General features: G+C 45.0%; 14 protein-coding genes. 7 read left to right on the forward strand and 7 right to left on the reverse strand.

Annotated elements, in window-relative coordinates:
• Both K7A41_RS17595 and K7A41_RS17600 read left to right on the forward strand, forming a co-directional pair.
• Positions 1-1,341, forward strand: coding sequence for a L,D-transpeptidase (locus K7A41_RS17595; protein ID WP_265714715.1), 1,341 nt, complete (start codon positions 1-3; stop codon positions 1,339-1,341).
• A gap of 290 nt (positions 1,342-1,631) precedes the next feature.
• The gene (locus K7A41_RS17600; RefSeq protein WP_265714716.1) at positions 1,632-1,991 is read left to right on the forward strand and encodes a hypothetical protein; all 360 of its coding nucleotides are present in this window, start codon (positions 1,632-1,634) and stop codon (positions 1,989-1,991) included.
• A gap of 142 nt (positions 1,992-2,133) precedes the next feature.
• Here the strand turns inward: K7A41_RS17600 and K7A41_RS17605 are convergent, their stop codons facing one another.
• The 7 genes from K7A41_RS17605 to K7A41_RS17635 all read right to left on the reverse strand — a co-directional run bounded on the left by K7A41_RS17605 (position 2,134) and on the right by K7A41_RS17635 (position 14,275).
• Entirely contained in the window at positions 2,134-4,809 is a 2,676-nt protein-coding gene (locus tag K7A41_RS17605; RefSeq protein ID WP_265714717.1) for an alpha-L-rhamnosidase, read from the reverse strand.
• Positions 4,810-5,018: 209 nt separating this feature from the next.
• Positions 5,019-5,891 carry an alpha/beta fold hydrolase gene (locus K7A41_RS17610; RefSeq protein ID WP_265714718.1) on the reverse strand — a complete coding sequence of 291 codons (873 nt, stop codon included), beginning with the start codon at positions 5,889-5,891 and terminating at the stop codon, positions 5,019-5,021.
• 234 nt (positions 5,892-6,125) lie between these two features.
• The gene (locus K7A41_RS17615; protein ID WP_265714719.1) at positions 6,126-7,031 is read right to left on the reverse strand and encodes a DUF6528 family protein; all 906 of its coding nucleotides are present in this window, start codon (positions 7,029-7,031) and stop codon (positions 6,126-6,128) included.
• Entirely contained in the window at positions 7,013-8,770 is a 1,758-nt protein-coding gene (locus K7A41_RS17620) for a RagB/SusD family nutrient uptake outer membrane protein (RefSeq protein WP_265714720.1), read from the reverse strand. Before K7A41_RS17620 ends, K7A41_RS17615 begins: the two co-directional genes overlap by 19 nt.
• A 14-nt stretch (positions 8,771-8,784) precedes the next feature.
• On the reverse strand, positions 8,785-12,252 hold the full coding sequence (locus tag K7A41_RS17625; protein WP_265714721.1) for a SusC/RagA family TonB-linked outer membrane protein: 3,468 nt from the start codon (positions 12,250-12,252) through the stop codon (positions 8,785-8,787).
• A gap of 185 nt (positions 12,253-12,437) precedes the next feature.
• A complete protein-coding gene (locus K7A41_RS17630) occupies positions 12,438-13,640 on the reverse strand; it encodes a FecR family protein (protein WP_265714722.1) in 1,203 nt (400 codons plus the stop codon).
• A gap of 50 nt (positions 13,641-13,690) precedes the next feature.
• A complete protein-coding gene (locus K7A41_RS17635; protein ID WP_265714723.1) occupies positions 13,691-14,275 on the reverse strand; it encodes an RNA polymerase sigma factor in 585 nt (194 codons plus the stop codon).
• Between the two features lie 393 nt (positions 14,276-14,668).
• Here K7A41_RS17635 and K7A41_RS17640 point away from each other — a divergent pair, with 393 nt between their 5' ends.
• The 5 genes from K7A41_RS17640 to K7A41_RS17660 all read left to right on the forward strand — a co-directional run bounded on the left by K7A41_RS17640 (position 14,669) and on the right by K7A41_RS17660 (position 23,854).
• Entirely contained in the window at positions 14,669-16,243 is a 1,575-nt protein-coding gene (locus K7A41_RS17640; protein ID WP_265714724.1) for a DUF4832 domain-containing protein, read from the forward strand.
• A 53-nt stretch (positions 16,244-16,296) separates the two neighbouring features.
• On the forward strand, positions 16,297-18,357 hold the full coding sequence (locus tag K7A41_RS17645) for an alpha-galactosidase (RefSeq protein ID WP_265714725.1): 2,061 nt from the start codon (positions 16,297-16,299) through the stop codon (positions 18,355-18,357).
• A gap of 61 nt (positions 18,358-18,418) precedes the next feature.
• A complete protein-coding gene (locus K7A41_RS17650; RefSeq protein ID WP_265714726.1) occupies positions 18,419-20,206 on the forward strand; it encodes a glycoside hydrolase family 2 protein in 1,788 nt (595 codons plus the stop codon).
• Positions 20,207-20,351: 145 nt separating this feature from the next.
• Positions 20,352-23,072, forward strand: coding sequence for a sugar-binding domain-containing protein (locus K7A41_RS17655; protein WP_265714727.1), 2,721 nt, complete (start codon positions 20,352-20,354; stop codon positions 23,070-23,072).
• Positions 23,073-23,086: 14 nt separating this feature from the next.
• A complete protein-coding gene (locus tag K7A41_RS17660; RefSeq protein ID WP_265714728.1) occupies positions 23,087-23,854 on the forward strand; it encodes a hypothetical protein in 768 nt (255 codons plus the stop codon).
• Positions 23,855-24,007 lie beyond the last annotated feature (153 nt).

Below are 24,007 nucleotides of genomic sequence, written 5' to 3' on the forward strand. Positions count from 1 at the left end.
ATGAGAAATAACGTCAAATTTACTTCGAAAGAGTTTATAGCCGGAATTTACCTGGGCAGCTTTGTTTTATTGGTGCTATTGGTGCTGGGGTGTAATAACAGAAATCGAAACCAGAAAGATCGGGATGAGTCAACCATTATCGAACGTGCCGAAAATACGGACTTTACACTTCCTTTGTTAAACGCTCTTTTTTATGAAGAAAAATTTAGCAGTGAATTAAAAGATACTCTTCAGATCAGCAATGAGCAGATCAGCGAGCTAAAACTTGCAGCGAATACAGCAGTGGAGAATCTCGATGAAGATAATGCTCAGAGTGCTAGATCTTTCAATCAAGCGATCAAGCAGGCCACAACCGAGGTTGTTAGGATCTTGGGTGCAGAAAAAGCAGGACAGTTTTTCGCCTTTATGGCGAAACGGTATACCGACCCAGAAAATTCGTTGCCCTTAGCTCCCAATCATGTTCCGCAAGATTCACGTATTATCGTTAATGCCCCCGCCTTTCGGATGGATGTATTTGAAAAAGGGAAACTGATAAAGACGTACAGAATAGGAATTGGTTATCCTGAATTTCCATTGCCTACGGGGGTAAGGAAGGCTGTAAATATTATTTTTAATCCTACATGGACGCCTCCTGACGAGCCTTGGGTAAAAGGTAAGGTAACTGCCGGAGAAAAGGTACCAGCAGGAAGTGAATTGAACCCTTTGGGGCCAATTAAGATTCCGATTGGCCTGCCTTCATTGATTCACGGGGGTAAGAACCCAGAAAAGTTAGGCGCTTTTGCTTCGCACGGCTGTGTAGGATTAACTAACGATCAGGTACAGGACTTTACCAAGTTCTTATCTCAAATAGCGGGAACACCCATCTCTGCGGACAAAATCCTTAAATATGAGAAGGAAGATACAAAAACCCAAACCGTAAAGCTTGCCTCGCCGGTACTTGTCGAACTTCGATATGAAACGATTGTCGCGCAAGATGGAGGATTACATATCTATAGAGACGTTTACGAGCGTGGGACCAATACCCTTCAGAATGCCACACGGGTGCTCGATTCGTATGGTATCAAATACGAAAAGTTGAATGATGACGAGAAAGCAAATCTAACACGAGCTTTGGACGAGATGAACCGTGATGCCCATGGAAATATTATTGCAGGAGTAAAAATTGATAAAAACGCGGCCAGTGCACCTGACAGCAAAAAACGAGAGGCAACAAAAGATCAACGTGCCAAAAAAGGTAAGGTTACGCAGTCTATAGTAGGGCAGAGTGAGCTTGTTGTACCCATTGCAGATTTACAAGGTAAGGGGTATCCATTACCTGTAGATTTCAGTACCGGAGGTTAAGTCATACATTGTTAGCTTCGATCAGCACAGTAAACATCTGACCGGATTTCATTCGGGAAGTTACATCGCTTTTTTCTGGCTTCCCATCCAGCGAATGCTAGCTGATTCGGAAGTAAGGACGATGATTGAAATAGTTTTTAAATCAATAAATTTTTTATACATTGACTTCGGGCCCTGTCAGATGGTCAGAGTAGATTCTCCTTTGCTAATCAAAGGCTTCTGCCGTCGTATTCATTGGGCTGGAACGGTGTATTTAAGAAGTACCGATTGGTCAGTTAACAAACAGGAAAATGAAGGAAATCAATTCAGGCCAAGTTTGGTCTTATCACAGTAGAAAAGGAGAGTCTAATTCAAGGGTAACTGTGTTGGCGGTGGAGAAGGATAGCAATTATGGAAATATCGTACATGTAAGAATTGACGGTTTATACATCACAGATACTCGCGGGATCTATATTGGCGATTGTATTGAACATTTACCAATTGCAGAAGATTCCTTTTTAGAAAGTGTAATACATGTCGAAGGTGAGGCTCATTACGATTTAGGGGAAGGGTATTATCTCTGGAGATCTGATTTTGAACAGAATGAAGCCGGAGTCTGGGAAATTGATATACGTAAAGCAATTGATTTAATAGTGGGTAGCATTGCATAAATTTAGGCCGTTCGCATGTCTCACACAATTCAGGTGATTTCCTACAGTCAGTACTTCACCATATATTACCGTTATTTACCGAGGTTTCCAGACCATTTGTCTAAAGCCCCTTGGCTAGGGGCCCTGCGGAAGAAAGCAAATTTTAGCGCTCCTTAGAGCGATGTTTGCTGCCGAGGAGCGGGCATTCAAAATGATAGCTGCCCGATCCAATTTCCTCTGTTTTATCCGGTAAAACGATGCGTGCACGCGTATTTGGCGGGATCGTTACCTCTAGCTGCAGGACCGCGTTTTCAATGGTCCATGATGTTTTGACGGCACCATAGGCTGTCTCTAACTCTGTAGTTGCGCTGGTAAGCTTCCCTCCAGGCCTAGGAGCGATTACCATCGATTTGTATCCCGGAGTGTCGGCACGTGAGTTTATCCCACCGATCGTTCTATACATCCAGTCTCCTATGGCGCCGTAAGCATAGTGGTTGTAAGAATTCATGTCGGGTGTTTGAAAAGAACCATCCGGCTTGATTCCATCCCACCTCTCCCAAATGGTGGTGGCTCCCATTTTAACCGGATACAGCCATGAGGGATAACTTTCCTGCATCAACAGCTCATAAGCGACCTGATCATGTCCAAATCTCGTAAGTACATGACATAAGTAAGGGGTTCCCAAAAATCCTGTAGTCAAATGCGTGCCATAGTCGCGTATATTGGCGACCAGGCGGTCGGCACATGCTTGCCTAAGCGTTTCGGGCAACATATCAAATTGCAGTGCCAATACGTAGGCTGTCTGGGTACTTGAAACCAGACGGCCAGAAGGTGTCATGTATTCTTTTATGAAAGCCGCTTTAATTTTTTCCAGCAAAGCGCTGTATCTTGTAGCGTCATCCACCTTCCCCAAAACTTGTGCTGCATTGATCAGCAATTGGGTAGAGTGTGCGTAAAATGTCTGTGCGATAAGATATTTATCAGTAACGGCTGACCTTCCGTCGTTATCGTCATTTGGACGGTAAAAAAGCCAGTCTCCAAAGTGAAACCCCGAATTCCAGAGGTTGTCCTTTGCTACAGATGAAATATAATCAACCCATTTTTTCATGCTCTCATATTGGGTTTCGAGTATCCTCCGGTCCCCATAGGCGACATACATGTCCCACGGAATGATTGTAGCGACGTCGGCCCAACCGGCAGAAGCGGCGTCATTACGACCGAGCACATGTGGAATGACAAAGGGAATCCGTCCGTCGGGTAGCTGATCAGCTTTTAGATCTTTCAGCCATTTTGTGAAAAATGCCATCACATCCATGTTAAATGCTGCCGTATTGGCGAAAGCTTGGGCATCTCCAGTCCAGCCCAAACGTTCGTCCCGTTGTGGACAATCTGTTGGCACATCCAAAAAGTTGCCTTTCTGACCCCATTGGATATTATGCTGTAATTGGTTGATCAAGTTGTTGGAGGTTGTAAATTTTCCGGTTGTCTCCATATCCGAATATAGGGCAACCGCCGTCAGATCATCAGGTGTCAATTGTCCTGGAAAGCCCTCTACCCGGACATATCTGAAACCCTGGAAGGTAAAATGAGGCTCAAACAGCTGCTTCGGACCACCTTTGAGCACATAGGATACCTGGGCTTTTGCCGAGCGGAGGTTGGCGGTATAAAAATTCCCCTCCTTCGTAAGCACCTCAGCATGGCTAAGCGTGATCTTTGTTCCGGCAGGGCCTTGAGCTTTAAGCATTACCCAGCCAACCAGATTTTGGCCGAAGTCTACCACGGTCTCTCCGGCCGGTGTTTTAAAGATTTTAATTGCTTTAAACTGCTCATGTTTCCTGACAGCGGGGCCACTCATGGAAACCAGCTTTTCTGAGCCATTGTCCACTGTTTCCACTGCTCTCCACTTGTCACTGTCGTTGAATCCCACCATGTTCCAGCCTTCGATCTCCCTCCGCGCGTCATACGTTTCGCCGTCGTAAATGTCCGAAGCCATGATGGGGCCGTAAGCATATGTCCAGCTCTCGTCCGTCGTAATTGTTTCCTTCGTACCATCCACATACTCTACCTCCAGCTGTAATAGCAGCGCACGCGTATCTCCATAAAAATTGCGCTGGCCCGCAAATCCTATCCTACCTTTATACCAGCCGTCACCGAGGTATGCACCCAATACATTCGCACCGGATCTGACGGAGGCTGTAACATCATAGACCTGATACTGCAGGTGATGGCGGTAACTCGTCCATCCGGGAGCAAAATACGTGTCGCTTACGCGTTGACCATTTAGGCTAGCTTCATAAAGCCCCTTGGCTGTAGCATACATCAAAGCCGACTTCACCTTTTTTCGCAGGGAAAATTCTTTCCGAAAAAAGGGGCTACAGGCACTGCTGTCCCTTCCTGCCACCTTAATCCACTTTGCTGACCATTCATTGGGTTTGATACCCATCCTAAAGCTAGCCGGTGCTGACCAGGCAGACCGGTTTCCATGATTATCTTTCACCCTGACCTGCCAGTAATAGATTTGCTTCGACTGCAAAGGTGAACCAGCATATTCAACCAGGACCGATTGATCTCCATTCACATCAGCTTTCCATACCAGATCTTTGCCTGCAAGCAAAGAAGACCTGTTTTGTGCTACACGAATTTCATATCCCGTTTGCAACGTGTTTTTCTCATCCGAAAGTAGTTTCCAGCTAAATCGCGGCACCGGGGTTTCTATGGCCAGTGGGTTTTTTAGATGCTCTACTTTGAGATCATGGACGCTTAATTTTAGCGCATATGTTGTTAAATGAATGACCAATAGAAGCCCAAGGATGATGGATTTTTGAAGGAGAGTTACCATATGCAGTTTATCTGGTTAGCAATTTGCGTTCAGGTATAACGTCACCTACGATATTCCGTAATTTATTTCAATTAAGTATCCTGTACTGTCCTGTTCATTTTATTCTTTTTCCCGAATGCATTGAAGCTAATTGTTCGGTTATGCGCGGCCGTCTTTTCAGCAGCTGACCGCGCCCCAAGTCTACCGGAGACAGACCGCTAACATAATATTTATTTTAAAAACCCATTCATGTACCCTAAAATCGTCTGTGTCTGACTCATTAGACTGACGTGTCCCTGCCCCGGAATGATGGCCAGCTGAGATTTTGGCATTTGCCCAAAATCACCTACTACTGCGCCTCCCAATAACTGGTAAGTTTTAACCAGTTCAATCTTATCCAGACCATCATTGTCTCCAGCGATGATTAATACAGGTGAAGATATCTTCGAAATGTTTGTATCGCCAAAATCAAAAGGATGCTGAGCCAAAGCAATCATCTGTGTTAAAAATGCTGTCCATTTTGTTTTATCCGGCGCAACAGCATTATACGCTTTTTGCATGGGGCTGCCCACAAAAAATTCTGGTTTCATATTCTTGAAGGCATGGTTAACCTCGGACATCCAGCCATTGCTTTTATAAGTGGCGGAGATGATCACCAAATTGTTTAACCGTTTTGGATATTGAATGGCGAATTGATAAGCCACTGCGCCTCCAAAGCTATATCCGACGATATCGGCATTGTCAATTTTCAGTCGGTCCAACACTCCGGCCACGTCCGTTGCCAGTATAGCATGGTCAAATTTTCGCTCCGAAAAAGGCGAATGACCATGGCCTTGCAATTCAATGGCAATTACTTTTCTGGTTTTTGCCAGTTCAGGTATAAGTTGCCCCCAATTGGAGCCGATGGTCATAAAAGCACCATGTAATAATACGATGGGCTTTCCTGAGCCATAGACCTCATAATATAAGTTGATGCCGTTGACAGCTGCATAGCCACTGTCAGAAGGTTTGGCCTGTTGGCCTTGTAATTGAGATACAGTTGTCATAACGATAATAAAGATAAGTGATTTCAATACGTTGACGGTTTTAAGAATATTTTTCATAACTGATTTATTTGAGTTTTACATCACAAAGATGGCAGAGATTCCTGAGCCACATGCTGTGCAAAAGCGACAAATAAAGGGTGGATTCCGTCACGGGGCCGTCTCTGTTGTAAGGAAGAGATCTTAACAATTGCTAGTTGAACGCCCGATGGCGTATAAATAATGGAGGAGCGGGTTTATATGGTATTAGCATATAAACCCGCTCAGTATCCGTTAAGATGGCAATGATCCGGATTATCGACAAACGCGTATTTTGTAAAGTTTCAGGGTCGGTATATTTACTTTTTGGTCTGGATTGGTCGCATAAATGTTGAAGGTCCACCAGCTTTCTTCAGCCTTGGTATATACCAGCCTATTGGTTTTCGGATTCCAGTTGAGCGATTTCACATGATGAACATTAGCTAACGGTGCGAAAGGCTCAAATTTTTTGTCCTTGATTGAAAAAAGGACGACACCATCCGTATAAGTAAGCAAGAGACGGTTACCATCTACATAAGAAAGGTCATGACCTCCCTTTCCCGGGATTTTTATGGTACTGGTGAGCGTTAAGCTGTTTTTGTCAGCTGCCAATTGATAAGTCCGCAGGTCTTCGTATCCTAATACGAATAACTGCTGGAGCCTGTCGTTCCAGACCACGCCATGTCCCGAATATAAGGTATCCTTGTAGATTGGTTTTTCAGCTTGGTCCAAGCGGTAGAGCTCCAACGAGTTTCCCTTGGGGTGTGTTGAATTCGCTACCGCTACAAGCTTGCCGGGCAATACGTCAGCAGAGTGAGCCATCGGTGTTTTGGCGTAAAACTCTATTTTTTTGTCAGCGATGTTCAATAGGCAAGTCGCTCCCGACGATGAAGTGATCAGGATCTTTTTATTGTCAAACACTGGCTTGCACTCATCAATGGATTTAAAATAACTGCTATATTCCCCTGGTATCTGGTGGGCACTTTCTCCGAATGCCCATTTCCAGACTATTGCAGAGCTATCAGAGCCAATTGCCGGATCGATGATCAATACTTTGTCATCGCCACAGGCTACCCAGTGCCCCTTTGGGATGTGCGATAACTGTTGCTGAGCCTTACCGGCGAAGGCAAAAGTAAGTGCTATCCAAAGCAATGTTGTATGAATTATTTTACTTGGTTCCATCCTTCGTTTTGTTTAAGATTAGTATTCAACGTTAGTTCTTCCAGTGGTATAGGGTTTAGATATTCCCAGGGTTCAAACGGTTTGCGCGGAAGGTTGTACGGCATGATGCGCCCCGAATTTCCATCGCTCAGCCCATTGATGTTTGATAATTTAAAGTACTGCACACCCGAAATTTTGTTGGCTGGCGGATTGTCGGTAGGACGCATCACATAGAGGTCAAACTTTCCATCATTGTCTAGGTCAATATATTCATTAAATCCTCTGATGTAGATACCGTGATAGTCCGCTCGGAACAGGTGTCCTTCATTCCAGCGGATCAGGTCATCTCTCCTGAACCCTTCAAAAGCCAGTTCGACGCGCCGCTCGCGGCATATTTCAAGTATATTGGGGTCCTGCGTTCTTTTATAGCGGCCCAGCTGGTTTTGATCCGTCTTTAATGGTAATGTCAATCTGCTTTCGATTCCTGCGCGGCGACGCAAAACATTAAGCGTGAGGTCCAGGTCTTCCTGTGTCAGCTGCTGCAATATTGCGCGCGCTTCGGCATAGTTTAATAGAATCTCCGGATAGCGGATCAGGATGACGTCTCTGCTGTCACTACCTTGGTCTTCAATGGGAGCCCCGACCCGTTTGGTCACCTGGTAGCCGGTCCTGTTTTCTGCGAAGTCGTTGACGGCGACATTTGTGGTTCCTATTCGGACATAACCCGGGTGTACAATGCTCTGTTTCAAGCGCAGATCCCTGTTCTCAAACTCCTCAAAATAACTCTTTTTGAAAATATCCCCATTATTGCTCTGGAAATACGAGCTGCCATCGATCTTCGCATAATCGGCGATCAACGAAAAGGTCGCACCAAAATTACCATTTGATGTAGAGGTGAATTCTGGCGTGTAATAGATGAAATTCTGTGTCGATGAGCGGGCGAGGATGACTTCATCCGTGTTTGCGGCAGCAGCTTGAAAGAGCGCTGCATAATCTTTATCAGTGGCTCCAGATGAGATGACACTATACAGTTTACTATCCATAAGCGCTTTTGAGGCCTTCAAGGATTCTTCAATCCACTGGTCCGCATTGGGCAGCTTGGCCTCAGCGTGGTATTTTCGGTAGGTACCCTCAAAAAGAGCAATTCTCGATTTTAAGGCAAGTGCTGTCCATTTGGTCATTCTATTTTTACTTTTCGAGGCAGGCAGATTTTCGACTGCAAAATTTAGGTCGCTTAGGACACTGTCCATGACGAGTACGCGTGCATCTCTACCTTTATACAGCTGTTCGGTATCGCTGGTCTTCAATGGGGCCGAGTACCAGGGCACATCACCGAAGGTTTTTACCTTTTGAAAATAAAATTGAGCTCTAAATACACGGGCAATAGCGAGATATTTCCTTTTCAATTCCTGGTCTTCGGTATAGGCATTTACGTTTTGTATAAAATAATTAATGTTTCTCAGCTGTGACCAGCTCCATCCACCGCTACCGAGCGCCGTTGGTACTGTGTAGTTTGAGGAACGCATGGCAGGTGGGGTAGTTATGTGCTCCATGTTATCGCTATACTTATCGTCCTTGATGACATTGGGGTCCAGGTTGTTGTAAAAGCCGTTGGCAAACGTTGCCAGGCCAGCATCCGTCTTATATAAAGAAGGAGACTCCGCTACCTGTGTGTCGGGACGCAGGTCAAACTCTTTGCTGCAGGCAGCAGTCATAAGCAACACTGCGGTATATATCGAATAATATGTAATCTTTTTCATGAGGTTGTTATTAATTAAAAGCCAAGTTCCAAGCCAAAGGAGAAAGTTCGTTGAATAGGGTAAGCAGTTCCCATCCCGACGCTGGCGGTGTTAGCATCCGGATCTTTTTCCAGACCTTCCGGATCCAAGGTATGATGCAGTTTGGTCCATTCCATGAGGTTTGTCGCAGCCAGATACACCCGTAGGTTGTTGATCTTGTTGTTCCATGTTTTCTTCGGGAAGGTATAGCCGACGATCAGATTGCTCCATCTTAAGAAGGCTGCATTCTGCAGATAACGTGTCTGTGCTACACCCAGATCATTTTCTCCCAGTGCAATATAGCCTTGCGGTTTTGGAAAATAGGCATTGGGGTTCTCTTCTGTCCATCGATCCTGAACGACATGTTCCAGCAGCACCTGATACTTACGGTTGTATGAACTCCAGAAATTGGCTGTTTCGGCACTCGGATAAATATCGCGCTTTCCGACACCTTTGAAGAATGCCGCCATGTCAAAGCCCCGGTAGCGCAAATTGAGATTGATACCATACTGATATCGGGGAGTAGAGTTACCGATAACCCGGTAGTCGCCCGGATCGTTTAATGTCCATGCACCCTTACTAATTTCGCCATCATGGTTGCTGTCCTCAAATTTTATAGTACCCTTGGAAGCAAATTGTTTGTAACTGCTCGTCTTTAGGAGCGGAGAGTTTTTCGCTTCCTCATCGCTTTGAAAAAATCCGAGGGTATTCAGTCCCCAGATTTCGCCCATTTCTTTGCCGATGTATAGGTCACCGAGATAATTCGTTGGATTATAATAATCCGTAATAACAGCCTTATAATCCGAAATATTGAATCTAACACCATACTCCAGTGGATTGGCTGCCCCGATTCTGTCGTTCCAGGCGAGGCTCAATTCCCAACCCCGATTGCGGAGCGAAGCAATATTTTCTTTGGGCACCGTGGCTCCGAATACCGAAGGGAGGGAGTGGTACGGTGCAAGCATGTTGTTGGTGTTGCGCTGGTACCAGTCTGCGACCAGCTCAAGCCTGCTGTTAAAAAAGTTGGCATCAAGACCTACATCTACACTTTTGCTCGTCTCCCAGGTAAAATTTTCGGACTTGGGTGCAGGTACCGATGTGTAGGTATACTGTTCGCCATCGAGCAAAAAAGGAGATCTTGTCATCGTCATGATGGATAGATAATCAAAAGATCCAATATTTTGGTTGCCCAATGAACCGAACGAACCGCGCAGTTTTAAGTTGTTTACTTTATTCTTCAACGGAGCAAAAAATGCTTCCTCCGAGATGCGCCATCCACCCGATATCGAACCAAAAAATGCACCCCGGTTTTCCTTTCTGAATTTAGAGGTCGTATTGTGCATACCGTTGATTTCAAGCAGATATTTTTCGTTAAAATTGTAATTTGCACGCAGGAAGAAGCTTCTGTTTGCGTATTTGTCGTCGTCGTCACTTCCCTGAAATAGACCGGTAGCTAAGTTTATCGCATGTTCATCGAGGCCCACTATTGGGTTCTGATGTTCGACCGTTTCATAATGATAACGGTACGATTCAAAGGTCATACCTGCCGTGAGGTCAATTTTGTGTTTGCCTAATGCTTTCTGGTAGTTGGCGTAAGCATTGATGTTGTATAGATCGCTTTGTGAATTGCTCTTATACACTTTTGGCGGGCCAGCGTCGGCATATGAGGCCAGCACTACGTTCCGGTTATTGAAAGAATGGGAGAGGTAAGGGCCCGTATTGTCCCACCATCTGTTGCGGTACCATTGATAATAGAGGTAAGAAAAGTCAGCGTGAAGCTTAAGGTCATTATTGAGAAGCCTGGCATCCGTACCAACCGAGTTTAAAAAGCTTTTGGTATTGAGGTGGTCGTCCGACTGCTTTTCGATAAACTGCCTGTAAAAACCAATATCTGTGGGGATAGCTTTTCCGTCGATCATGATCGTCTCGGGCATCAGCGGATTGGTGTTGTCGATAAATCGCCAGGGGTTGGAGCTGAATCCATACAGATATGTGTTAGGAACATTGTCGTTGCGTATAGTTAGCGCGGATTTGGTGAAGATACTTACCTTGTCAGAAAGTGCGAAGGTGTTGTTGTTGCGCAGGTTGTATCGGTTGATCTGGTCCGGCTTAAATTTGAGGCTTCCTTCTTGTTTGTTGTAGTCTCCTGAGAGGTAAAACTTCAGCTTGCTCCCTCCACCGCGGACACTCAGGTTATGATTTTGGCTTGGGCTGTAGTCTCTAAACCAGTCGTCGTAATAGTTGATGACAGGACCACCCAGCAGTAAAGTTGCCTTGCCACCTATGGTTTTGAGGTCATATAGCGGCAACGAGGGGTCGTTGACTACATCATACGGATATTGGACCTGAGGAGAGGTGTAATACGTTTGTCCGATATTTCCGTTAAACTCTTTCTCTTGGATTTCGAGGTAATCGGTGCCCGTATATACCTTAGGTATTTTGGTCGCCTTGCCCCATTTAAAGTTGTTGTTATAAGATACTTCCGTTTTGCCTTCTTTGCCTTCCTTTGTCGTGACAAGAATAACGCCGTAGGCCGCACGGGCGCCATAGATGGCCGCAGACGATGCGTCTTTCAGAAAAGAAATGTTATCTATTGTCTGTGGACTAATGTTGTTGAGCTCAAACGACGAAATGGGAACGCCGTCGAGTAACACCAGCGGCGAACCGCCGTTGATCGATGTCGTTCCGCGGATGTTGAATGACGCTCCACGGCCTGGTTTGCCGTCGGCAAAATTGATATTGAGGTTGGGTACTTGTCCTGCTAGGGATTCACCCAGACTGGTGGTCTTGAACCGCTCGAGCCTGTCCGAAGAGATTTTGTCCACGGCACCAGTCAGGTTCGCTTTTTTCTGTTGGCCGTAACCTACCACCACGACTTCATCTATGGCTGTCAGGGCAGGTATCAGCTGTATGTGTAGCGGCTTCTCGCTATCCACGTAAACCTCCTTACGCTGGAATCCCAGCACCGAAAAAACCAATGTTGCTTTTTCAGTACCTATGTTGAACTGAAAACGGCCGTTGTCATCTGACAAGGTCTGAATGCCAGTTGCCTTATCCGTAATGGAGACTCTGGACAGTGGCGTGTTTTTATCATCCACTACCGTTCCAGAGATTATTCTCTGTTGTGTTACAGCCTCATTCTTTGAGTCGATTTTCGGTTTTCTTGATCTACGGGGTACAAGGATTATATTCTTGTCCACCACATTAAAATCAATATCAAAGACCGAAAGGACTTTGTGGAGTGCCCGGTCCACATTTTCATTGACAATATGGACATCAATTTTTTGTCTTGGGATCAGTGCGGAGTTATAGAGGATACTATAACCGCTCTGTTTCTGGATTTCTTTCAATACCACCTGAATCTTGACGTTTTTTCTGTCCAAGGTGATACTCTGCCCAAATGAATTGGATCTAGCTTGCAATGAAGCCACAAATAAAAGTGGTATAGCTAAGGACAATTTCATGGAAATTGGTTTAAAAGCATGCGCACATCCCCTGTCAAATAGAGAATTGAGCCGAATTTTTTTATACATTTGTAATCGGTTGTTTAAATTTTACAATGGATTTAACTACAATCGTTTGTCGCAAGACACAGGATCAGGGGCGGGACCAGCGCTCCTGATTTCATGCAAGGCGATAGAGAATAAAATTACTTCATCACGATCACCCTCCTTCCTTTTAGCGTAAAGTGTACATCACCCGATAGTTCCAGAAATTTCAATAGTTTATCCAGCTGCTCAAAGCGGGATACAGTGCCCGAAAAGCGGATGCCACTGAGGTCCGACTGATAGACGATATCTACATCGTACCATCTTCCGAGAGATTCCATAATTTCCCGGAGGGGCGTATTGTCAAAAGCAAACTGTCCATTTTTCCATGCGATAATATAGAATGGATCCACCTCACTCACTTCCAATTCACCATCATCCAGATTCATTTGAGCCATCTGATTTGGTTTGAGCAACAGCGGAGCCTTCCTAGATTTTTTATTTCTCAAACTGATGCTCCCCTCGACTAGTGTCGTTTGTATATGTTTTGAATAGCTATTGATATTAAACTCCGTCCCCAACACTTCAAGTTGCTGATCGCCGGTATTAACAATAAAAGGAAGCCGTTTTCCTCCCGATTGGCGTTTGCTGACCTTGAAGTATGCTTCACCATTAAGCTCGACTATTCTCGCCTTGTTGTTAAAGGATATCGGGTATCTTAACGCCGTCATGGCATTCAGCCATACCTGCGTACCGTCCGGAAGCATAAGATTATATTCGCCCGCGCGAGGCGTGACTATCTTATTGTAGACTGGACTGCCGGTAGGGCGGTCAGTATCTGTGTTGACATAAGATATGGTACCGTCTTTGCCTTTGAGAATCCCAATTTTTCCGACATGGACAATCTGTCCCGTTGGGAGGGTTTCAAGATCTATGGATTTCCCATTTTCAAAAATTATTTTAGCTTTTTCCTGACCCGGAGGGATCGCCGTTTGTGAGGATGTCGCGGTGAGGTTGGCTTGTTTCAGGTTTTTGCTGTCTTGCCGGTGTGTAAGGTATAGCCCTATTATAGAGACGAACACAGCGATCGATGCAGCTAAACCTGCAATCATCTTTAACCTATGTGACCGTATTTTTCTCTCCTTTGTTTGTTGCCGATTTCGGATATATTGATCGAAACGGCTATTCGAGTAGTGGGCTGACGGCAAGATTTGATTTTCTTCGGGCTCATTCCAGTAGGTATCCAGCTCCGGAGCACTATCCCGAGATTCCAGCAGTTTGCTGAGCAGCTCCAGTTCTTCTTTGCTGCAGCGACCCAGATTGAACCGTTCGATCAGATCTTTTAATTGAGCTTTCCCTTCCATAATTAAGCGCTTCTAATTCCATACACGCTCAACTTCGGACAAAGTACCAATCAAAAGAACGATTTTATTAAAAAAAGTATGAATAACAATTTTTCAAGCTTAAAACGAACAAATTTACTTGCCAATGCGATGTGATTGCGAACCGTATTTTTCTTTAGGCCATATAAATCCGAAATTTCCTGATAAGAGTGATTGTCAATCTTATTTTTGATGAAGATCAGCTTTTGTTGTGCAGGCAGCTCCTCCAGGACGTTCATGATAAGCTGCTGTATGTCGTAGTTTTCCATTTGTTGCTGAAAGCTTATCGAAACGTCAGTCCAGTCCTTTCCAAGACTTTCGAGATATTTCGCTTTTACTACTTTTTTTCTGAAAAAAGTAATGGTGAGATGCTTGGAGGCAGTAAATAGAAAAGGAAATATGGCCGCAGGTTCAGAAAGAGCTTGACGGTGCTGATACAATCGGATAAATGTCTCTTGCACGATTTCCTCAGCATCTTCAAGTTGGCTACAGAATTTGAAAACCTTGCTCAAAAGTGTTTTATAGTAACAATTGTAAACCTTTTCGAATATTATACTGTCGCCCGCCTGAAATCGATCGAAATCATCAGAAGTCCATATGATGTCCTCAGCTTTCATAGTAGCAAATGGTCGGTTTTAAAATTCTAAAGTAAGGGCCTTAAGTTTACCTGTCTGTTAAACGAAAGTTACGATATCATTATCTCTTTCGTATGGTTATATTTCAAATATACAAAAAAGACGATAATGAGGACAATTGTTTTAGGTCATCGTCTCGCTCATTATGTACATATAATGCAAGGGATAAGCATAACCTCAAGAAGCATAAATATCCCTATATGCTGCTTCACTTATTTTTTGTACAAAAACGAACCATTTCTGAACAAATCAATACCATAGCCATTTTCCTCTGTAAGTATTTTTGTCTACTGTCCAAACCGCGGGTAAGGATTTAATTATAGGTATTAAGGTCGACTCATGGTCATCGCTAAAGGCTTTTTTACATACGAATCAATGAACAGACAAATGATTTTAAAAAGGGTAACTAAACTTATTTTATTCGTGCTTTGCGTTTTTGCATTGCCGTCCCTCGCTCAAAAAAACAGGAAACAAGACGGGGGGAACACTTCAGATGAAATCTTATTGAAGCCAAAATACGACGGAAATTCTGTGTTGCGTAATCCATTGAACGGATGGGTAATGTATGCTCCGCGTAATGCGGATGAAACCTATTGGGATACGGAGTATTTTGTGCCGGCACTCGGAAAAAAAGTAAAAGTCATTGATTATGCTTCTGCTTGCTATGTACGCACAAGCTGGTCTTCGCTGAATCCGGAGGATGGTGTGTACGCTTGGGACAATCCTGATTCTAAAATCGGAAATCTCATCAAGGGAGCCCAAAAACGGGGACTGCCTATTGCACTTCGGATTGTGGTGGATGGGCGTGACCAAGGTCAAAATACGCCTAAATTTGTATTCGATGCAGGAGCAAGCTACTATTTGGAAGATCAAAAACATCCTGATAGACAAACCCCATACCCTCAGGATCCAATATTCAGAAAATATTATGGCAAATTTATCGCCGCCCTGGCCAACACATTTAATGATCCCGATAAAACTTCGTTTATCGATGCCTATGGCCTGGGAAAATGGGGCGAAGCGCATTATGTAGTCTATGAAGATCCCAAGAAAGCAAGCCCGGAAACTACCGAGACATTAAAAGAAGAAACCATGGACTGGGTAACCGATTTGTACGCCAAAACCTTTACAAAGATTCCCTTAGTCATCAATTATCACCGGTTGGTCGGCCATCCACAAAGCTGGGGAGGGGTTAACCCGAATAGCGAAAGATTACTGGATAAAGTCATTGATAAGGGGTATAGTCTGCGCCAGGATGCGTTCGGTATGACTGGTTATTACCAAGATTGGGAAAAAGATTTTGCCCGTAAATGGAATTTTAAGCGTCCTATTATTATGGAGGGCGGCTGGATTGTCGCTCCGGGTAAACATCGCTACTGGAAAGATCCTAGTGGAAAATATCGGGAAGGGCATGACGAGGATGTAAGAAAAGGAGAATTTGAGATGTCAGCAGAAGCCCATGTAAATATGATGGATTTTAGGGCTGGAGGCGAAACCGAATCATGGTTTAAATCCTTTGAGTTAGTTCAGCGTTTTAACACAGAAGGTGGCTACCGCTTGTTTCCGGATCAAATCAGCTTACCCAAACGCATTAAATCGGGTGCGATAGCCCGTATTGCACACCGTTGGCAGAATATGGGCTGGGGATATTTCCCTAATAACATCCCGCAATGGAATTTCAAATATAAAGTGGCTTTTGCGGTGTTAGATGCCAAAGACAATGTGAAACAGGTTTTTGTGGATCAGGATAGTGATCCGTCGCAGTGGTTGAAAGGCTCTCCAATGCGTTATGAGCTCCGCGCACAAATAGCTGTGCCTGCCGGAAATTATACTTGGGCAGTAGCCATTGTTGATACCACCAAGGATAATAAACCCGCTATTCAGCTAGCCCTCGATCAAAAAGCTACGGCTCAAGGCTGGACCAAACTGTCGGCGTTGCGGGTAAAATAACTGAAACGTTATTCCCTTCAATGCCCTGCAATTAGCACAAACCAATTCAGTTTATGAAACATATACTTTCGATTCTATTGTTTTTTTCGCTGTTCATCACTGTCAACGCCCAACACGGTTCTTACAGCCGTTTCGATAAAGATACACTGGTAATCGGTAATTCATTGATTGAAAGAAAGTTCGTTTGGAACGGTGGTAATATGATTACCCACAGCCTGCTGGATAAGTCTTCGGGCCAGATGTGGTTGAACAGGTTGAAGACACCCGATTTTCAGGTTTCAAAGGAACTTGTAACCCCAGCGACGAACTCTTCATATACTTCTTACGAGGTCGGGGAAACGGCCATCCACCCTACTTATTTAATTGCCGAAATTAATTATTCGCTTGGAAAACTACATATAAAGAAAGCATACCGTATTTACCCAAATAGCCCTGTAATTGCCTGCGATATCTATCTAAAAGGCAATATAGCATCCATTCAGGACGATAAAGCGGGAAATATGGCAGACCGAAAGAATATCGAGTCTACGGAGGATATGGAAGCTGGGCACATGGTGGCTGTATTGGACCAGATCAAATTGGATGGTTTTCACTGGCAGACCAAAATTGTGGAGTTTTTTGACGTTACCGACTGGAACAACAACCTGATTCAGGAAAGAAATATTATTCCCTACCGTAAATCCACATACAGGGGCAATCTGCTTGTCGCCCACAATAACGAAAATAATAAAGGCTTTTTCTTCTTGAAGGAAGCGCCCACATCCAGTGTACAGTTGGCCTATCAGGGGTACGATTTTACGACCGAATTTTCTCATTTTGCGGTGAGTGGATTGGGGCTGACAGCGAGAGATATTAAAGACAATGTATGGACAAAAGCCTATAGTTGCGTGATCGGTGTGTATAGCGGCGGCGAATTGCAACAGCTAACGGCGCTCAGGAGCTACCAAAAGAACATCCGTAGAATGTTGCCACAGCGTGATGAGATGGTCATGATGAATACCTGGGGTGACAGAAGCCAGGATGCTAAAGTAAACGAGCGATTTAGTTTGCTCGAAGTGGAGAAAGCGGCGGCAATGGGTATCTCCCATTTTCAGATAGATGATGGCTGGCAGGTGGGTAAAAGCCCAAATTCGGCCGTCGCGAAAGGTTCCTTCAAGAATATCTGGGATAATCCCAATTACTGGAAACCCGACCCCGTCAAATATCCGAGGGGCTTGTCTCCTGTCGTAAAACGAGGGAAAGAGTTAGGCGTGGAAATCTGCCTCTGGTTTAATCCAAGTGTACAAAACGACTATGCCGACTGGGAAAAAGATGCTGGCGCGCTCATCCAACTGTATAAAGAATATGGCATCCGTACCTTCAAAATAGATGGTTTGGCCATCCCGACCAAGCAATCGGAGGTCAACCTGCGCAGGCTGTTCGATACCGTGTTGGAGAAGACCGACCACCAGGTCGTATTCAACTTAGATGCCACGGCAGGCCGGAGGACAGGCTACTTTACCTTCAACGAATATGGAAATATTTTCCTCGAAAACCGTTATACCGACTGGCAGAATTATTATCCCTACTGGACGCTCAGGAATCTATGGCAACTGGCTAAATATGTTCCGCCAGAAAGACTCCAGGTGGAATTTTTGAATAAATGGCGAAATCAGGATAAATACGGCGATGATATCTTCGCGCCCAAAAAACACGCATTTGAGTATCTCTTCGCCACAACGATGGCGGCGCAGCCTCTGGCATGGTTCGAAGGTACCGGTTTGCCCGAGGAGGCGCTGCACATTAAACATCTAATCAGCGCCTATCAGGAGATCCAGCACGATTTCCATTCGGGGACCATTTTACCCATCGGCGATGAACCTTCCGGCAGGTCCTGGACGGGGTTTCAGTCCATAAAAGGCAAGACTGGTTACTTCATCTTCTACAGGGAAAATACACCGGAAGCTGTCGGTTCAGTAAAAACCTGGCTGCCTGCCGGAACAAAAATAAATTGTACACCCCTGTTTGGGAATGGCAAAGCCATCCGTACGACGGTCAGCAGAAGCGGAACAGTGGACGTAACACTGCCTAAGATCAATGACTTTGTCCTCTACCGGTACGAAATTGTCAAATGAGCGCTTGATATTAGCTGTACACGCTCATTGCATCAATATTATTCAGAGATAAACACACATTATGATAAAGCTTAACAATCTTCATTTCGTATTAACCCTATTTTTTAGCCTGATGGTTGCGGACCTCTGTGCACAGCAGACCATGACCAACGTGTACGGTAGACGTGTACAATCACTAAATGGAAAATGGGACGCCATTGTAGATCTATATGATCAGGGCAAAAAGAACAAAATCTACCTGAACAAAAAGCCGGAAAGCAAAACCGACTTTTATGAATATGCTTTCGAGAACGGCCTTCGGTTAAACGTTCCGTCAGACTGGAACAGTCAGATGCCCGAACTTAAATACTACGAAGGAACCATTTGGTATGCCCGCAGATTTGATGTGGCGAAAGACAGCGGTGGCAGACTGTTTCTATATTTTGGTGCCGTGAGCTACCGTTGCCGTATCTATCTCAACGGTCAGGAAATCGCCCAGCATGAAGGCGGGTTTACACCTTTTCAGGTAGAGATTACAGATGCTGTTAAAGAAAAAAATAACTTTTTGGCTGTCGAGGTGAATAATACCCGGCGGGTAGACGCCATTCCGGCAATGGCCTTTGACTGGTGGAATTATGGTGGGATCACCCGTGATGTGTTCCTGATCCGCACCCCTAGCGTGTTTATCGACGATTATTTTATCCAACTTGATAAAACTGGAGCGGATAAAATCAACGCCAGTGTCAAACTTTCAGAAAAGAAGGCAAATATTCCCGTGACGATCGAAATTCCAGGACTACAACTAAAACAGACCCTGATGACCGATGCCTATGGGGAAATAAAGACGGCATTTGTATCGCAGAAAATTAAGCGTTGGTCACCATCTGCACCAACACTTTATCAGGTGAAGATTTCGAGTCCGGATGATCAGATAGAAGAGGAGATCGGTTTTCGCAATGTTTGGGTCAAAGGAGAGGACGTCTATTTGAACGGCCAGTCTATTTTCTTGAAATCCATCTCCTTTCATGAGGAAATACCACAGCGGAGGGGACGCGCTTTTTCACAGGCAGATGCAGCGATGTTACTTTCAGAAGCGAAAGCCCTGGGCTGTAACATGATCCGGTTGGCGCACTATCCACAAAATGAACATATCGTCAGAATGGCTGAAAAAATGGGATTCTTGTTATGGGAGGAAATCCCGGTATGGCAGGGTATCGATTTTGAGAATGGGGCGACGAAAGAAAAAGCCGCTAAGATGATGCGTGAAATGGTCGCTCGCGACAAAAACCGCTGTGCGCTGACGTTTTGGGGCGTAGCAAACGAAACACAGCCTTCCGAGTCCAGAAATGCGTTTATCAGACATTTGATAGCCACCTGTCGAAGCATGGATACCACCAGGCTCATTACCGCGGCCTTTGATCTGGTGCGTTTCGATAAAGAAAGGCAAATGTTTGTAATGGACGATCCCTTTATTAAAGAATTGGATGTAGTGGCCGTTAATAAATATATGGGCTGGTACCATCCTTGGCCTGTTGCTCCAGATAAAGCCAACTGGGAAGTGGCCAAAGGGCAACCTTTGATCATTTCTGAATTTGGAGGTGAAGCACTGTATGGCAAAACTGGTGATGCGGATGTCGTAAGTTCATGGAGCGAAGATTATCAGGCCACCCTGTACAAAAACAATCTCGAGATGTTTAAGCATATTCCAAACTTGCGTGGCACCTCTCCCTGGGTACTTTTTGACTTCCGTTCGCCTTTCCGTTTTCATCCCACCAATCAGGAAGGCTGGAACCGCAAAGGCTTAATATCGGATCAGGGATACCGCAAGAAGGCCTGGTTTTTAATGAAAGCATATTATGATGGTAAATAAATTCTCCGCTCGTATACTGGAGGTATGGACCTGCTTGTAGACCCTTGCAACAACGCTGCTCTAGTCGTCATTGTGGGTACGTTGATACGCAACATAGCACGACCGAAAGGGTAAAAAATGGAAATAACATCTAAACGAACATACAATGAACTTATATAAACACTTAAAAACAATATGCTTAATAGGGATTTTAGCCTTGGCCAGCTGGTCAAAAGCTCAAGACGTCATCGATTTATCGGGCACCTGGGGTTTCCAGACCGATGTGATGGATTTCCGCCGCGGCTCGCTTTCCCCACGCTATAACCACGTTTTACAAGAAACGATCAAACTTCCGGGGATCACCGATGACTATCAGATCGGGTATAAAAATCCGTACCGATATATTGACCGTTTAACCAGAAAATATGAATACATGGGGCCAGCGTGGTACCAGCGCGATATCGAGATACCCGCCGCATGGAAGGGCAAAAAGATACGTATGTATTTTGAGCGCACGCACTGGTTAAGTTCGATTTATGTCGATACCAAACAAGTGAGCAGCATCGATTATGTGAGCGTGCCGCACGACCACGACCTTACCTCTTTTGTAAAACCCGGAAAAAGGCATCGTATCACGGTATGTATCGACAACAGGTTTCAGTACAATACCCACAAGTGGGACCATGCACATACCGAATTCACACAGATCAACTGGAACGGTATTTTGGGCGATATGAAGCTGATGGCCATAGACCCCGTCTATCTGGAAGACCTCCAGGTGTATCCCAACATAACGGATCAATCCATACGAGTGAGATTACAGATAAATAACGATATCAACAAACAGGTAAAAGGTGAGGCTTCTTTCACTATTGCTGGAACCAACTATAGTCTCCAAGACCAGGTTGTCGTGTCCAGTACGGATTCGGTCACCTTTGTGGAGGCCAATATCCAGCTGGGCAAAAATATCAAATTGTGGGATGAGTTTAACCCAAACCTTTACCGGATTACCTGCCAGCTGAGGACATCCGACGGCAGCAAGACCTATCAGCACGAAAAGACGGTCACATTCGGTATGCGTGAGGTAAAACAAGGGAAAAATCACGTATTGCTCAATAACCGTCCTATCCATCTAAGGGGCAATGTCGAAAATGCGGTGTTCCCAAAAACCGGACATGCTCCATTGGACGATACCTCATGGGAGCGTATTATGCTGCTGCTAAAAGAGTACGGGATGAACCATCTGCGCTTCCATTCCTGGTGTCCACCGGCCGCAGCTTTTCGCATGGCCGATAAACACGGAATTTATTTTGAGGTGGAGATGCCTATGTGGGGCAAAGATGCAGAACCTGACGAAGCACGGTACAACTTCTTCCGTAGAGAGATGAAAGCCATCTTAAAAGAGTACGGCAATCATCCCTCCTTTGTTTTGTATTGCAATGGCAATGAAATCACCGGCAACTTCGACTTTATCGAAGAGCTGACTGCCGCGGGCAGAAAAGCAGACCCACGCCATTTATATAGCGGCTCTACGGCCAGAACGCGGGTAAAATCAGACCAGTATTACGTGTCACAGCAGACCAACAAAGGACCGGTAAAAGTATACGAAGGTCTGCCCAATACCGACTGGGATAAGAATATAGAATCTGATGTAGATGTGCCTGTACTTTCGCACGAATCGGGGCAGCGATGTATTTACCCCAATTTTGATGAGATTACAAAGTATGAAAACAGTCCCGTCGAAGCGCGCAATTTTGAAGTGTTCAGGGAGCTGCTCCAAAAAAATGGCATGCTTGACCAAGCGAAGGATTTTTACAGGGCATCGGGCGCACTGACGGTACTCGAGTACAAGGCCGTGATCGAAGCGCTGCTACGTTCTGGCAAGTCTGCAGGCTTCCAGCTTTTGTCGTTGAACGATTTTCCGGGGCAGGGTTATGCACCTGTGGGTATCTTTGATCCTTTTTGGGATTCCAAAGGCCTCGTTACTGCCCAAAAATTCAGGGAGTTCTGTGCCCCGACGGTTGTTCTGCTGCGTTATGCCAAAAGCAGCTATTTCGATACCGAAACTTTTAAGGCCAAAGCCGAGGTGTATAATTTTAGCAATTCCGCTCTTAAAAATGCCAAAATTAAATGGTGGTTGACCGATACCAGCGGCAAAGTGCTGAAAAAAGGAAACCTGAAAAGGCAGACCATTGCCAATGAGCAGGTATCGCCAGCCGGCGACTTTGAGATACCCTTGAAAAATATAAGCAGCCAAAAGGTTACCGTACATCTCGCCATCAATGATAGCATTAAAAATAGCTGGGACATCTGGGTATATCCGGCTCATCAGAATTTGATGCGGTCCACCGATCAGGTGCTATACAGCAGTGTTTATGATGAGGCGGCCAGAAAACAGCTCGCTCAGGGAAAGACAGTCGTGCTTTATCCATCGCCCGATCACGTAAAGGGACGGAAGTCGATGTTTCACAATCATTTCTGGAACCCCATCATGTTTGCCTGGGCACCCATGACCATTGGCAACCTGATTCATCACGAGCAGGGCATGTTCAAGAATTTCAACACTTCATACCATACCGATTGGCAATGGTGGGATATCCTTAATCATGCAAAAGTGATCGAAATGCAAAATACGCCACAGAAGCTGCGTCCATTTATACAGGTAATCGATAGTTATGATAGCAACCAAAAGTTAGGTATTGGCTTCGAAGCCAGAGTGAACGGTGGAAAATTATTGGTGCTGGCATTAGATACCAAGACGGACATCGCTAAGCGGCCGGCCACACAACAATTGTTGTACAGTATCGACAATTACGTGAAAAGTGATAAGTTTTCACCACAGGTGCCTTTGGACGAAACTTTTATCCAGTCATTTTTAACAAATTAAGAAAGATATAAGAGATGCAGAGAATAATCCTATCGGGCCTGCTGCTGTTCTTGGGCCAGACACTGACTGCGCAGGAAGTGATCTTACAAGAGAAAGCACAGCTCTCACAGGTATATAAAAAGGCTATTGAGTCCGAAAATGTATTATCCATGAACGACCTGGACGTAGAATCTGGCTATGTGCTTTATCAGGCCGGGATAGAGACCAGCACGGGGGAGGAAGAGCTGGAATTGGAAAACGTACGCGATTATGCAGCAGTATACATAGATGGCAAGCTGCAGGGCACCATCACGGATACCAAAAAAAGGCTGAAGATACAAGCACTGCCGGGCAGACACCAGCTTCAGTTGTATGTAGAGAACATTGGAAGGATAACCTATGGCCCCGAAATTACGGATAATGCCAAAGGTTTGTTTGGCGCCGTTACATTAGCGGGAAACGAAGTCAGGAATTGGAAAATGATACCGCTAAATGTGCGTGACTGCCCAATACAGGATCTGGTTTTTGAACAGCGAACAGCGGATGATACCCCCGGTTTTTACCGGGGACAATTTGAGGTCAACCAACCCGACAATATCTATCTGGATATGACTGGGTGGGGAATGGGAGAGGTGTGGTTAAATCGCCGCTATTTAGGTTCGTACTGGGAAGAAGAGAAACAGAAGTCGCTATCGATCTCTTCGGAAGATTTGATCCCCGGCAAAAACGAAGTCGTTATCTTCGAACTGAAAAACAATCAGCAAAAAACCATAAGTCTATCCACAGCGCCTGTCTTTAAATAGCCCAAGGGCGTTAGGATATCTGGAAAAAATAGCCGCGACAGTTTATTTTTAAGGTTATTATAGTATTTTCAGGCAATGAAAAAGACCAGCCGTTTGCATACCGTTTTCAGACAGCAAACCTGGATATAGTGCGAATGTATGGCGGCCTTTGAT

This window comes from Sphingobacterium sp. InxBP1, from assembly GCF_026191775.1.
Taxonomy (GTDB): Bacteria; Bacteroidota; Bacteroidia; order Sphingobacteriales; family Sphingobacteriaceae; genus Sphingobacterium; species Sphingobacterium thalpophilum.

What these genes read in the sequence shown, in the direction of transcription:
- K7A41_RS17595 (WP_265714715.1), top strand. Translation starts at nt 1, where the DNA reads ATGAGAAATAACGTCAAATTTACTTCGAAAGAGTTTATAGCCGGAATT.
- K7A41_RS17600 (WP_265714716.1), top strand. Translation starts at nt 1,632, where the DNA reads ATGAAGGAAATCAATTCAGGCCAAGTTTGGTCTTATCACAGTAGAAAA.
- K7A41_RS17605 (WP_265714717.1), bottom strand. Translation starts at nt 4,809, where the DNA reads ATGGTAACTCTCCTTCAAAAATCCATCATCCTTGGGCTTCTATTGGTC.
- K7A41_RS17610 (WP_265714718.1), bottom strand. Translation starts at nt 5,891, where the DNA reads ATGAAAAATATTCTTAAAACCGTCAACGTATTGAAATCACTTATCTTT.
- K7A41_RS17615 (WP_265714719.1), bottom strand. Translation starts at nt 7,031, where the DNA reads ATGGAACCAAGTAAAATAATTCATACAACATTGCTTTGGATAGCACTT.
- K7A41_RS17620 (WP_265714720.1), bottom strand. Translation starts at nt 8,770, where the DNA reads ATGAAAAAGATTACATATTATTCGATATATACCGCAGTGTTGCTTATG.
- K7A41_RS17625 (WP_265714721.1), bottom strand. Translation starts at nt 12,252, where the DNA reads ATGAAATTGTCCTTAGCTATACCACTTTTATTTGTGGCTTCATTGCAA.
- K7A41_RS17630 (WP_265714722.1), bottom strand. Translation starts at nt 13,640, where the DNA reads ATGGAAGGGAAAGCTCAATTAAAAGATCTGATCGAACGGTTCAATCTG.
- K7A41_RS17635 (WP_265714723.1), bottom strand. Translation starts at nt 14,275, where the DNA reads ATGAAAGCTGAGGACATCATATGGACTTCTGATGATTTCGATCGATTT.
- K7A41_RS17640 (WP_265714724.1), top strand. Translation starts at nt 14,669, where the DNA reads ATGAACAGACAAATGATTTTAAAAAGGGTAACTAAACTTATTTTATTC.
- K7A41_RS17645 (WP_265714725.1), top strand. Translation starts at nt 16,297, where the DNA reads ATGAAACATATACTTTCGATTCTATTGTTTTTTTCGCTGTTCATCACT.
- K7A41_RS17650 (WP_265714726.1), top strand. Translation starts at nt 18,419, where the DNA reads ATGATAAAGCTTAACAATCTTCATTTCGTATTAACCCTATTTTTTAGC.
- K7A41_RS17655 (WP_265714727.1), top strand. Translation starts at nt 20,352, where the DNA reads ATGAACTTATATAAACACTTAAAAACAATATGCTTAATAGGGATTTTA.
- K7A41_RS17660 (WP_265714728.1), top strand. Translation starts at nt 23,087, where the DNA reads ATGCAGAGAATAATCCTATCGGGCCTGCTGCTGTTCTTGGGCCAGACA.